Source organism: Thalassospira marina (assembly GCF_002844375.1).
GTDB classification, from domain to species: Bacteria; Pseudomonadota; Alphaproteobacteria; order Rhodospirillales; family Thalassospiraceae; genus Thalassospira; species Thalassospira marina.
Window position 1 is genome coordinate 3,770,824 of sequence record NZ_CP024199.1, and the last position, 12,670, is coordinate 3,783,493.

General features: G+C 55.5%; 12 protein-coding genes. 7 read left to right on the plus strand and 5 right to left on the minus strand.

Going from position 1 to position 12,670, the window contains the following annotated elements; translation table 11 throughout:
- The first annotated feature begins 40 nt into the window (after nt 1-40).
- The 3 genes from CSC3H3_RS17185 to CSC3H3_RS17195 are packed head-to-tail and all read left to right on the plus strand — an operon-like array spanning nt 41 to nt 4,007.
- A complete protein-coding gene (locus CSC3H3_RS17185) occupies nt 41-1,261 on the plus strand; it encodes a response regulator (protein ID WP_101285618.1) in 1,221 nt (406 codons plus the stop codon).
- Between the two features lie 17 nt (nt 1,262-1,278).
- Nucleotides 1,279-2,571 carry an HD domain-containing phosphohydrolase gene (locus CSC3H3_RS17190; protein WP_101285619.1) on the plus strand — a complete coding sequence of 431 codons (1,293 nt, stop codon included), beginning with the start codon at nt 1,279-1,281 and terminating at the stop codon, nt 2,569-2,571.
- 5 nt (nt 2,572-2,576) lie between these two features.
- Entirely contained in the window at nt 2,577-4,007 is a 1,431-nt protein-coding gene (locus CSC3H3_RS17195; RefSeq protein WP_101285620.1) for a two-component system sensor histidine kinase NtrB, read from the plus strand.
- A 66-nt stretch (nt 4,008-4,073) separates the two neighbouring features.
- On the opposite strand, the gene CSC3H3_RS17200 is transcribed toward CSC3H3_RS17195, so the two are convergent.
- Together CSC3H3_RS17200 and CSC3H3_RS17205 are read right to left on the minus strand one after the other, a co-directional pair.
- Nucleotides 4,074-4,391: a YnfA family protein gene (locus tag CSC3H3_RS17200; protein ID WP_101266735.1), complete on the minus strand. Its 318-nt coding sequence runs from the start codon at nt 4,389-4,391 to the stop codon at nt 4,074-4,076.
- 156 nt (nt 4,392-4,547) lie between these two features.
- Nucleotides 4,548-5,552, minus strand: coding sequence for an asparaginase (locus CSC3H3_RS17205; RefSeq protein ID WP_101285621.1), 1,005 nt, complete (start codon nt 5,550-5,552; stop codon nt 4,548-4,550).
- A gap of 264 nt (nt 5,553-5,816) precedes the next feature.
- Between CSC3H3_RS17205 and CSC3H3_RS17210 the strand changes: the two genes are divergently transcribed.
- Nucleotides 5,817-6,668: a hypothetical protein gene (locus tag CSC3H3_RS17210; RefSeq protein WP_101285622.1), complete on the plus strand. Its 852-nt coding sequence runs from the start codon at nt 5,817-5,819 to the stop codon at nt 6,666-6,668.
- Nucleotides 6,669-6,801: 133 nt separating this feature from the next.
- Here the strand turns inward: CSC3H3_RS17210 and CSC3H3_RS17215 are convergent, their stop codons facing one another.
- Nucleotides 6,802-7,284 carry an Lrp/AsnC family transcriptional regulator gene (locus tag CSC3H3_RS17215; RefSeq protein ID WP_101285623.1) on the minus strand — a complete coding sequence of 161 codons (483 nt, stop codon included), beginning with the start codon at nt 7,282-7,284 and terminating at the stop codon, nt 6,802-6,804.
- A 165-nt stretch (nt 7,285-7,449) separates the two neighbouring features.
- On the opposite strand from CSC3H3_RS17215, the gene phhA reads away from it, so the two are divergent.
- The gene (phhA, locus tag CSC3H3_RS17220) at nt 7,450-8,400 is read left to right on the plus strand and encodes a phenylalanine 4-monooxygenase (RefSeq protein ID WP_101285624.1); all 951 of its coding nucleotides are present in this window, start codon (nt 7,450-7,452) and stop codon (nt 8,398-8,400) included.
- A 142-nt stretch (nt 8,401-8,542) separates the two neighbouring features.
- Here the strand turns inward: phhA and CSC3H3_RS17225 are convergent, their stop codons facing one another.
- Both CSC3H3_RS17225 and CSC3H3_RS17230 read right to left on the minus strand, forming a co-directional pair.
- Nucleotides 8,543-8,962 carry a response regulator gene (locus CSC3H3_RS17225; protein ID WP_101266636.1) on the minus strand — a complete coding sequence of 140 codons (420 nt, stop codon included), beginning with the start codon at nt 8,960-8,962 and terminating at the stop codon, nt 8,543-8,545.
- Nucleotides 8,963-9,047: 85 nt separating this feature from the next.
- Nucleotides 9,048-9,962, minus strand: coding sequence for a LysR family transcriptional regulator (locus CSC3H3_RS17230; RefSeq protein ID WP_101285625.1), 915 nt, complete (start codon nt 9,960-9,962; stop codon nt 9,048-9,050).
- A gap of 108 nt (nt 9,963-10,070) precedes the next feature.
- Here CSC3H3_RS17230 and CSC3H3_RS17235 point away from each other — a divergent pair, with 108 nt between their 5' ends.
- Entirely contained in the window at nt 10,071-10,937 is an 867-nt protein-coding gene (locus CSC3H3_RS17235; RefSeq protein WP_101285626.1) for an NmrA family NAD(P)-binding protein, read from the plus strand.
- Between the two features lie 220 nt (nt 10,938-11,157).
- Nucleotides 11,158-12,399: an MFS transporter gene (locus tag CSC3H3_RS17240; protein ID WP_101285627.1), complete on the plus strand. Its 1,242-nt coding sequence runs from the start codon at nt 11,158-11,160 to the stop codon at nt 12,397-12,399.
- Nucleotides 12,400-12,670 lie beyond the last annotated feature (271 nt).

A 12,670-nucleotide genomic window follows, 5' to 3' on the forward strand; every position in this document is an offset into this window, starting at 1 on the left:
ATAACAAAGGACAGGATGCGTTGGTTAGCAGGGCTATTGAATGAATAAGGTCTTATTCGTTGATGACGACGAAAACATACTGAATGGATTGCGCCGCCGGCTGCATGCACGGCGGCCCGCCTGGAAGACCCATTTTGCCACCAGTGGCAAGATGGCGCTGGAAATGTGCAACAGCACCGATATGGATGTCGTTGTCAGCGATATGCGCATGCCCGGCATGGATGGATCGGCCCTGCTTGAACAGATCCGCATTGCCCACCCGGCGACAACCCGCATCATTCTTTCCGGTTTTGCCGAGGACGAGGCAATTTTGCGCACCGTTGGCCCGGCGCATCAATATCTGGCGAAACCCTGTGATGAAGGCCTTCTGGTTGATACCATCGAACATGCCCTTGAAATGAAGGACATGCTGCAGGGCCCGGGCTTGCGCGCGCTGATGTCGGGCATTGATGCCATTGCATCACCGCCCGATACCTATATGCGCCTGGTGCAGGCCCTGGAAGACCCGATGACCGGCAATGATAAAATTGCCGCCATTGTGTCGGCCGATATCGCCCTGACGGCCGAAGTCCTGAAACTGACCAATTCGGCCTATTTTGCCATTACCCAGAAAATCAGTTCGGTGTCACATGCGGTGCGCATGATCGGCATGGATACGTTAAAATCACTGGCCCTTTTCATTGGCCTGTTTCAAAGTTTCACAGGGCCAGGCCACATTACCCAGCGCCTGAAACTTCTGTGCCATCGCAGCCAGCAGATCGGCGTTACCGCCGCCCTGATCGCCGAGGCCGAAGGACTGGGTAAACAGATAGCCGCAATGGTGCCATCGGCCGGGATGCTCAGCCATATTGGCAGCCTGGTTCTGATGATGAACAAAACCAGCGAAATGCAGGATGTGGTCGCCCGGGTCGAACATGAAGATGTATCGATCATTGATGCCGAAACCGAACAGTTTGGCGCGGCCCATCCGGAAATTGGCGCCTATCTTTTGGGGTTATGGGGTTTTCCGGGGCCGGTGGTGCAGGCGGTTGCCTTTCACCACAGCCCGTGGCGCGTGCCCGAACGCAACATGACGCCCCTTGCCGCCATTTATTTCGCCCAGCTTTTATGCCGCGATATCAACAACCAGAAACGGGCCAAACCCTTCGCCGAACAGATAGACACTGCCTATCTGGCCGAAATAGGCAAAACCGACAGGCTTGAAATGTGGCGTGAAATCGCCATCAAGGTAAATGAACAATACAAAACCCTGACCAGGTAACTGAAAAGGAGGGTGCGATGGAAACGGACAAGGTTCTTTTTGTTGATGATGATGAAAACCTGCTGCGCGGTGTTCGCCGCACCATGCGCGGCAAATTCAACCTGTCGATTGCGGTGGGCGGGGAACAGGCCTTAAAAACCCTGGCCGAAGACGGCCCCTTTGCCGTGTGTATTGCCGATATGCGTATGCCCGGCATGACCGGCGTTGAGTTGCTGGAAACCATTTCCAAAAAATACCCGGAAACGGTTGGCATCATGCTGACAGGCAATGCCGACCAGGCCACCGCGATCGAGGCGATCAACCGGGGCAGTATTTTCCGTTTTTTCAACAAGCCCTGTGACGATGCCATGCTTGAAAGCGGCATTCGCGCCGCCCTGCGCCAGTATCAATTGATCACGGCCGAACGCAACCTGATCGAACAGTCCCTGGCTGGCAGCATCAAGGTTTTGACCGATGTGCTGGCGCAATTGAACCCCACCATTTTTGGCCGTGCAATGCGCGTCAAACAATGGTGTGACCAGATCGCCGCAGCGATTGAATATCCGCAGCCCTGGGAACTGGGCCTTGCCGCCCTTCTGTGCCCGATTGGCATGGTTTCACTACCGCCCGATCTGCTTAGCCGTATGTCAGGTGACAAGCCCCTGCAACCGCTGGAACGCGATATCGTCAAACGCACGCCTGAGGTCGCCGCCAAACTGATTGCCAATATCCCGCGCCTTGAACATGTTGCAGAAATTGTCGGCATGCAGAACCGCAATTTTGATGGCACCGGCTTCCCTGAAAAGGGACCAACGGGTGTTGAAATCCCGTTGGGGGCAAGGGTTTTGCGTATTTTAAACGCGCTTGCCGAGCGTGCACGTGGCGATACCCTTGTCACCCATAATTTCGACGAACTGCTTTATCATAAAAACCGTTATGACCTGGATTTGCTGACACAGTTGCGCTCGCTGCTTGCTGTGGTCGATACGGTTTATGATGAAACCATCTATCCCGACGGGCAGGAACTGACCATCACCCTAAAGGAATTGCGGGTCGGTGATTACCTGCTGACCGATCTGGAAACCCAGGAAGACCGGATTTTGCTGACGCATGGAAATTTCATTTCCGAAGTACAGCTACAGCGCCTTAGAATATTTGAACGGCTTCACAAGTTCCGCGAACCGATTGAAGTACGCCGGGGTGGGCGCACGCTTCGCCGGGGAACCGATGTTTCTAAAGCCCGCGAGGCGCGTGAAACCGAACATGCCGGGATTGAAGGCACACAGCCCCATACCGACCCTGCCCCGCACGCGCATGAACCAAAGGCCTGACACATATGACTGCTTCTGCCGTGACACCCGAAAGCGTCCTTGATGCGCCCGCCGAGCCGAAAGACATTTTATCGTCCAGCGACAAGGCCGATTTTGACCTGATCGCTGCCGTGCGCGAACTGGGCCTGCCCGATGAAATTTCTGCCCGCGTCGAACTGCTGATCGAGGCACAGAAAAAACGCCAGCGGGAATCCGCCCAGCGGCTTCAGACGATTCTGGACAGTGTTGTTGAAGGCATCCTGATTGTCGATGGCGTGGGTCGTGTGCAGGATTGCAATAAATCGGCCTGTGTTTTGTTGCGCGCCCAGCATGATGACCTGGTGGATTCTGGCGCGGAAGAAATGTTTATCGACCGCAAAAACACCGTGCGCCACAAATTGCTGAACCGCTGCATCAATATCAGCAGCGGCATTTTGCGCTATGACTATACCGAAACCATGGGCCAGCGCCGCGATGGCGACAGTTTCCCCATGGAAATCATTGTCAGCCCGGCCCATTTCATGGGTGAAAACAGCTTTCTCTATATCTTTCGCGATATTACCCGGCGCAAACAGGCCGAAGAATCACAAAAGAAGCTGGAAGGCGAATTGCGCGAAGCCCTGAAACTGGAGGCTATCGGCCATCTTGCGGGCGGTATTGCGCACGAAATCAACACGCCCAGCCAATATATCCGCGATAACCTGAAATTCCTGAATGATGGTTATGGCTCGCTATCGCGCCTGTTGGGTTCCGCCCTCAACACCCTGTGGAAGCATCGTGACTCCCTGCCCGAAGGCACCTTTCGCGAGTTTTCCAAACAGATGCGCGATGCCGACCTTGAATTCCTGCTTGATGAAATTCCCCATGCCACCCAGCAATCGCTTGATGGCATTAACCAGGTAGCGCGGATCGTACTGTCGATGAAGGAATTTTCCCATCCCGGCAGCAGCGAAAAAACGGCAACCGATATTAACCGTATCCTTTCCAACGTGATTGTCATTTCACGCAATGAATGGAAACACAGCGCCGAACTAACCGAAGAACTTGACCCCGAACTGCCGCACATTCCGTGTTTTGTGAACGAAATCAACCAGGTGTTCCTGAACCTGATCGTCAATGCGGCCCAGGCGATTGAAATGTCGGGCCGAAGCGTTGAGGAAGGGCATATTCACGTGAAAACCACCGCCATTGATGACCAGATCCTGGTCAGCATCAGCGACAATGGCACCGGCATCGCCAAGGAAAACCGATCAAAAATCTTCAATCCGTTTTTCACGACCAAGGAAGTCGGCAAGGGCACGGGACAGGGCCTGTCGATTACCCACGATATCGTGCAGGTAAAACATGGCGGGCGGATCTGGTTTGAAACACAGATGGGCAAAGGCACTACCTTCCATGTCCTGCTGCCGGGTGACGACCGCAGCGGCACCAAAGCCACCCCGGCAGACAAAAAATAACTGGTTGGCGGACGAAATAGCGGCAGCTTCGGCCATCGGGCCTATTGCCGCTATCAAGCTGTTGCGTTATCGCGGGGCGAACAGAATAACCATCGCCCCGACAAGGCACAGGCTGGCCCCGGCCATATCCCAGCGGTCCGGGCGCATGCCTTCGACCAGCCATAACCAGCCAAGAGAGGCGGCAATATAAATGCCGCCATAGGCCGCATAGGCCCGCCCGGCAAAGGCACTGTCAACACGGGTCAGCAACACGGCAAAAACCACCAGCGCCAAAAGCCCTGGCACCAGCCATAGCGCCGATTTTCCGGCCCGCAACCACGACCAGAAGGCAAAACAGCCACCAATTTCGGCAATGGCAGCCGCCACATAAAGCAGCACGGACATCACCTGCCCCGTCCCAACAAAGACCCGGCCTTATAGCACAGATTACGCCACCAATGACGGCTGGCCGTCAGCACATGCACGTTTGCTGGCCGCAAGATGCGCCTGCGCCGTTGATAATTACCAATTGATGGCAAGCCGCAGCCCCCCCCCCGGCCGTTAAAAGGCCGGACGCAAATCACCGGCATATTTGCCCGCCCAGTTGGTCAGAACCGGGGTCAGGCTATCTTTTAAAATCTCGGCCCTGGCATCGTCGATCACGCTATGACGGCGCAACAGGGCACCCATGGCAACCTCCGCCCCGCGCTGTGCACCATCATCGATTTTAAGGGCAACACCCAGCCCCTGTTTGGGGAATGCTGCGCAATAAACGCCTTCCGCACCCACCTTGATCAGGGCATCTTCACCGCAGACTTCCATAATTTTGGTACAGAAACGGCCCGTGCCAGCCACCATAAACGGATCAGCGGCACAACCCTTGCGAACCCGCTCCACGGCTGCTTTACGGGCATCAGAAAGCCCTGCCGGATCTGCCATGCGGGCCATTGCCAGGCCCAGATCGCGCAGGCGCATGCCGATAACCGGAATACCGCAGCCATCAATACCGCGCGGGGTTGCCGATAAATCGCAATCCCCCATTTCTTCAAGCACGCGAATAAGGCGCTGCTGTACCGGGTGGGATTCCTCGATATAGCCTGCCGGGTCTTCGCCAAGATGCACCGCCGTTGTCAAAAAGCCGGAATGCTTGCCTGAACAGTTATTATGCGCCTTGGTCAGTTGCACATGGTCCACGGCCTGCTCAATGGCCGATGCCAGGCGCAGCGAATAATGCGGCGCACATTCCAGCGTATCAACCGACAGCCCCAGCTTTTCCAACCAGGCGGTTACCGTATGGGCATGGCGTTCCTCGCCGTTATGGGACGAACAGGCTAGCGCGATATGCTGGTCTTCCAGTGCAAAGGCATCGGCAGCCCCGGTTTCCACCAGCGGAATGGCCAAAAGCGGCTTGATGGCAGAACGCGGATACATCAGCGCATCAATATCACCCCCCTGTTCGACCACAGTGCCATCGGCCTTCATCACCACATAACGGCCGCGATGAAAACTTTCGACCATCGTGCCACGGGTTGCTTCGGCAAGAATGGGGTTGGCAATGCTGGACATGGGGGCTCCACAAATATCGCGATGTTGGTTGATGGTAATGATGAAAGGAAACAGCCTGCATTCAGCTATGCCTGAAATCACCCGCCGCTGGCAAGGAGACTTCATCTTGCGCAGCGCAGCAAAATTACCGCATGCCGCATACCCGAAGCACCCTGCCCCAACACAATAATTTAACAGGGGCACGACACCCGTTAAGGCAACGCCAGAAACACCCGATAAGAAAAATTGAACAAGATATTTCAATCATAACGGGAGTTTCCAGAAATGAGACGGACGCTACTTGCCCTGGGTGGCATTTTTATGCTGCAGGGGTTTGCATACCCCGCCCTGGCCGAAGACAAATGGCTGGACCCGCAGGATGCCATCGCGCAGCTTTGGTCGGGTCGCGCCCCTGTCGGGCAGGGTGCGCAGTGGCCGGTTAATCAATGCAATCAGTGGGATGCGCTACCTGCCGATATTCAGGCCGTATCAACCAACACCGATTCTGGCCTGGTTATTCCCAGTGTGGACGTTAACCGCGCCGTATTGACCAATGGCCTGCAACAAATGGCAAAGTCGCTGCTGGCTTACGATTTATCCACCATGGAAGCCGGGCATTTTTATCCGCCAGCAGATATTGACGGCCCGTTCATTCTGGACCCCGAATTCTGGCAGGATGCGGCACGTTCACCGCATGGCAATGCGTTGGATCATCTGCCTGTTCTCGATACATCGGGCTTTAACAACGAACTGCACATGACCGAAGTTTTGAAAACCCAAAACCGGGCCGAAGTGATGAATACACTGAATGCCACCCCCGGCATGACCAACAGCCAGCGCTGGAATTATTACGCGGCACGCTTTGCGAAGGTCGGTCAGGATACAATCCCGCTGACCGGATATGTCGAATTCACACAAATGGAAGACCAGTGGGATAATCAATACAGCTTTGCCGCCGCTGATGGCCGCATCGTTTATGATTACATCAATAACAAGGTCTATTTCACCCCGGCCCATTACAAACAGTGGAAACAAGCCGATTTCAAACCCGATGACACCCCGGCCTATGGCTGCACGCCGGAAGGCACCTGCTGCGACCCGTTTTTTCAAATCACGCAACAGGCCGCCACACAATAATGGTGGCATCAGGTGCGATCATGCCTTCGCACGCAAAAGCCAAGACCAAAACAGGCCGGACAGGAGCAAATGCGCCCCTGCCCGGCCGTTGCTTGTCGGTTACCAGCAACGGCACATCCCTAAAACCCTGGCATCAAATCCGCGGGGCGATCACGGGGATCGCGGTTTCATTTTTATATTCCTTCAGCACCAGGCTGGATTGCACATCGCGCACATTGGGCATGGACAGCAGCTTGTGGGTTACAAAATCTCCAAAGCTTTCAATATCCGGGGCCAGAGCCATTAACAAAAAGTCCTGCCGCCCGGTCATCGCCCAGCAGGACAGGATTTCAGGCAGATCGTTCATGGCGCGGGCAAAATCCTCGGCCCCGGCTTCGGTATGATGCTGCAGGCGAACCTGCACCGTTGCCAGCACACCCAAACCCATTTTCTTACGATCCAGCAGGGCAACCGTTTTGCGAATAAGCCCGGCTGCTTCCAGCTGTTTGACCCGGCGCAGACAGGGAGAGGGTGACATACCAACAATTTCAGCCAGTGCGACATTGCTGATACCGGCATCCTTTTGCAGGGCATTAAGGATCTTAACATCGGTAGCCGACAATGAAATTTCGGTCATTTTTCACCCCATTTTGCAATTCATACGTCACATGATGACATATCAAGCACCAAAACGCACCCAGTTCGCCGGGAAATGACGCCAATTTTGCTGTAAAATAGAACATCTACAAACAGCAAAAACCGGCCACAGAATGCCGGGTACAAACCAGTCAGCGAGGACGTCATGAACAAGTTTCAGGCCGAGAAGCCAGCCGCCACCAGCGAAGACCCTTCCTTTAGCCAGGCAGGCAGCAACGCCGCCCAAAGCGCGCACCAGCCGCCTGCCCCGAATTTGCGTGGCGATTACAGCCATGTGCATGACGATTACACCGTCGATCAGGAATGGGAAAAATACAGCGACGCCGAACATGCCCTGTGGCAGGAGCTTTATCAGCGCCAAAGCGCGATTTTGCCAGGCAAAGCGGCGGATGATTTTATTGCCAATCTGGCGCGCATGGATGCGGCAAATGCCATTCCGCGCTTTGATAAAATCAGCGAACAGCTTTTTGCCGCCACGGGCTGGCGACTGGTGGCTGTGCCAGGCCTGGTGCCTGACGACGCGTTTTTTGACCATCTTGCCAACCGGCGTTTTCCGGTCACGGTGTGGCTGCGCAAACCCGAAGAAATCGACTATCTGGTTGAACCCGATATTTTCCACGATTTTTTCGGCCATGTGCCCATGCTGTTTGACCCGGTCTTTGCCGATTATCTGGCGGCCTATGGCGCCAAGGGGCCAGAAGCCATTCGCCATGGTGCCCTGAAACAGTTGGCCCGGCTTTACTGGTATATGGTCGAATTTGGCCTGATCAAAACTACAGATGGTCTGCGCGCCTATGGCGCAGGAATGTTGTCATCAAAAAGCGAGACTTTGTATTGCCTTAGCAATCCAAAACCAAATCGGATCGGATTTGCACTGGAACGAGTGATGCGAACAGACTACAAGATCGACGATTTTCAAAAAACCTACTTCGTCCTTGAAAGCTACGAACAGCTTTTCGAGGCCACGTCGCAGGATTTTGAAGGTCTCTATGCGCGTCTGGCCGCCCTTCCGGTGATCCCACCTTCGGGGGTTTTGGCATCAGACCGCGTGTATCACTTCGGTAACGAAGGATACGCCTTCGATGGCACCAATTAAAAACCAGGTGCCTGGACAAGGGAGCTTGCCCGTCGGTCGCATCGCGACCGGCGGGTTTTATTTTGCCCTGACCGGCCCAAAAAACGACCTGCCAGAGCAAACCCGGCCCTGCTGATTTTAAAATGGAATGTGATGATAAAACCTAGTGGCTGGTGACGTTTTCAAGCACGCGGTTAAGCTGTGCGATCACCACCATCGGGCTTGAATCCTTGCTGATAAAATCAGCTGCACCAAGGGCTTCGGCCTGGGCGCGTGTATCGGCGTCGAAATGGGCAGAGAAAAACAGTACAGGCACGTCATTGGAGCTGGGAAACCGGCGACGGATTTCACAAAAGGCTTCAAAGCCGCTCATGCCCGGCATTTCCAGATCCAGAATAATGGCACGGGGCGCCATGCCATCAAGAGAATCGATCAGATCATCGGCGCAATCAAATCCTGCAACCGCATAGCCCGCACGGCGCAACACCGTTTCAAGCGCAGCTTTGGCGCTGGGGCTATCGTCTGCAAAGGCCACCAGACCCGACAGGTTGGGATAGGGCGGCACGGCGCTTAGCGCGTTCATGAATGGCTTCTCTCCGAATTTCAGGACATCCCGACCATAGAGGCTGAAAATGTCGAATTGGTTAAATGTCGAAATTTTGCCGCAATTAAACGGCTTCTTCGCGCAACGATGCCACAAAGGCCAGAAATGCTCGGGTTTTGGCCGGTGGATGGTGGCGCGAAGGGTGATAAACATGGGCGGGGAAAATTTCTTCGCCCCAGTCCGGGAACAATTCTGTTAACGCGTCGTCACGCATAAAATGCCGCGAGCCGATTTCCATCACCTGGGCAATGCCGTAGCCCGCGATGCAGGTGCTATATAGGGTTCCTGCGTCATTCAGCAGCAAACGCCCCTTTACCGGCACGTTTAACACCTCGCCATTTTTATGGAATTCCCAGTCAAACGGCCGGCCCGTTGCCGAATCGCGAAAATGGATACAGACATGCCCGTCACTTGCCAGTTGTGACGGATGGGTCGGCGTGCCATGCCGCGCCAGATAGGACGGTGCCGCAACCGTTAAAATGCGGGTATCAAACAGTTTGCGCGTAATCAGCGCGGATGGCTGCAATTCACCAAAGCGAATGGCCAGATCAAACCCGTCCCCCACCAGATCGCCCAAACTGTCGCGCGTGATCAGCTCCAGCTCCAGATCAGGGTGGGCATCCAGAAACTCGCCGAGGCGCGGCCCCAAAACCAGACGCGAAAAATAAGGGTCAATATTAACCCTAAGCCGCCCGCGTACCCGGTGTGCTGCCCCCGATACCGAGGCCGCTGCATCCTCCAGCCCTGCTAACAGGGGCATGACCTGTTCGTAAAACCGGCGGCCTTCATCTGTCAGGGTTACGGACCGCGTTGTTCGATCCAGCAGACGAATTCCCAGCCGTGTTTCAAGGCGCGCCATCGCCCGGCTGATGCCCGATTGCGACATGTTCAGCATATCGCCCGCACGCACGAAGGAGCCCGTATCGACAATCGCCGATAAGACCCCCATTCCGTTCAACATGCGTTCGTCAAATGCCATTTAATGATTTTTTGTCATTTTTAATATGACATTCATGATATCGCGAAATGAAATGCAAGGCGACATATTCCTGCCCGAACACCGATTTTTTCGTCAAAGGAGGATAAAATGTACGTCATCACCGGAATTACCGGGCAGGTCGGAAGCAGCCTTGCCACCACGCTTCTGACACAGGGCCACAAGGTGCGCGCCGTCGTACGCAACGCGGAAAAAGGCCAGGAATGGGCCAATAAGGGATGCGACGTTGCCCTTGCCGATGTCGGGGACGCACAGGCCCTTGCAGAGGCCTTTCAGGGCGCAGAAGGCGTGTTTTTGCTGCTGCCACCCAATTTTGACCCATCAGCCGATTTTCGCGAAAGCAGGGCGATTATTCGCAGTTTTTGCCAGGCGTTAACGCAGGCAAAACCGGCCCGTATCATTTGCCTGTCAACAATTGGCGCACAGGCAAGCCAGCCCAACCTTTTGGGCCAACTGGGCCTGATGGAAAAGGAACTGGGGGCGCTGAACCTGCCGGTCAGCTTTTTGCGTGCCGCATGGTTTATGGAAAATTCCCTGTGGGATGTGCTGCCTGCGCGGGAAACCGGCGTCATCCCGTCTTACCTGCAACCGCTTGATAAACCCGTTCCCATGGTTGCCACCCGCGACATCGCCCAACTGGCTGCCAAATTGCTGACCCAGGCTGAAAGCCCCACCAAAATCATCGAACTGGAAGGCCCCGAACGCATTACCCCCAACCAGATCACCGCCGACTTTGCCAAAGCCCTTGGCAAACCCGTAACCGCCGAAATCATGCCGCGGGATCAGTGGGAAAGCATGTTTCGCGCCCAGGGCATGAACAACCCCGAACCCCGCATGCAGATGCTCGATGGCTTTAACGAAGGCTGGATCGAATTTGAAGGCAATGCCAGCAGCCGTCTGAAAGGCACGACCCGCTTTGCCGATGTGCTACCCGAACTGATCCGCCGCGCAGGCTGATCGCGCTGGCGTCCGACCCTAACAGCCCAGCACCTTTGCCCCCCCCGGCATCACCACCCCACATCACCGCCCGGCCCGATCACTCCGGCCGGGCGGACGGGCTGGCTGACATTATGGCGTAACGACATGCCGGGTCTGTCCGATCATCCGTCACTGCATATCAACATCCCCGTATCAGCCCCAGCCCCAGCCCCGACCCATTTCAAATAATGGACGCCCCATGAAGTCACATGACAGAACATCATCAATCTCGGTCGCACCGCCCACAAACACCGCCAGCCCCGTAAATGACAACGCCGATGCCATTCAGGAAACCGGTTATACCCTGCCAAAATCGCTAACGCTGCTGCTGGCGGCAGGATGCACATTGATTGCGGGCAGCGGATATTTCGCCCAGCCGATTTTGGGCATCATTGCGGGTGATATCGGCCTGCCACCAAGCAATGCGGGCAGCATTATCATGCTGGTGCAGTTGGGCTTCTGTCTGGGGTTGGTTTTAATTGCGCCACTGGGTGACCGAGTAGAAAACAGGCGACTTGTCTGCATTATTCTTGCCGTTCTGGTATTGGGCCTGCTGACGATGGGAATGGCAGGCAATGCCGCCATGCTGCTTGTGGCGGCATTGCTGGTTGGCATGATGACAACGGGTGTGCAGATCATCATTGCCATGGCATCGCATCTTTGTGCCCCGCATTTGCGCGGGCGGGTCGTTGGCACCATTACCAGCGGTATCCTGACGGGTGCCATGATCGCCCGGCCTGCCGCCAGCCTGATCAGCACCCGTTTTTCCTGGCGCGACATCTATATTGCCGATGCCCTGTTTCTTGCCCTGTTCATTGTGGTTTTGCGCCTTGCCCTGCCCCGCCATATGCCCGACGGCACATTACCCTACGGCAGGCTGGTGGCATCACAACCCGCCCTTCTTAAAAACCATCCGCCGCTTCGACGTCTTGCCATGGCACAGGCCTGCCTTTTTGGCGGGTTCAGCCTGTTCTGGACGGCGGCACCCCTGGCATTGGGAAGCGACTTTAATTTGGGGCAAACCGGCATTGCCCTGTTTGCCCTTGCTGGCGCGGGTGGTGCCATTGGCGCGCCAATTGCCGGCCATGCCGGGGACCGGGGCCACACAACGACGATGCGTATTGCCGGGGCCATTCTGGTTTGTTTTGGTTTCATTTTAACGCTGCTGCCCAGCCTTGCGGCCTGGCTGGTTGCCGCCATTATCATTGATGCTGGTGTGCAGTTTTCCCATGTCAGCACCCAGCGGGTAATTTTGGGCCTGAACCAAGCGGCCCGCAGCCGCATGAACGGCCTTTATATTGCAATATTTTTTCTGGGCGGGGCGATATGTTCCGGCCTGGCACCGATGCTGGACCAGGCAGGCTGGCAATATGTCGCCTATGCGGGAATCGCCCTTGCCGCAATCGCCAGCATCATTGCCATTCGCAACCGGCATTTGTAACGGGCAAGGATGAATAACACCAAAGTCTGACGCCGTGGTTGCCCGCATCCGCCGCGAATTGGGGCAATACATTGCCAACACACCGTGTCTTTCGCCCTGAAATCACATGATTTTTTTGCTTTCCATCGCAATTTCGCACAGCACCATCCGAATAAATAGGTATTTCCATGCCTATTTACTGAATTGGGGGAGGGTGCTATAAACAGGGCCGTCGCAGCAAGGCGACATGAAACCTTTTCCGGGAATTCGGTGCGGCATCAGCCAAAGCCGG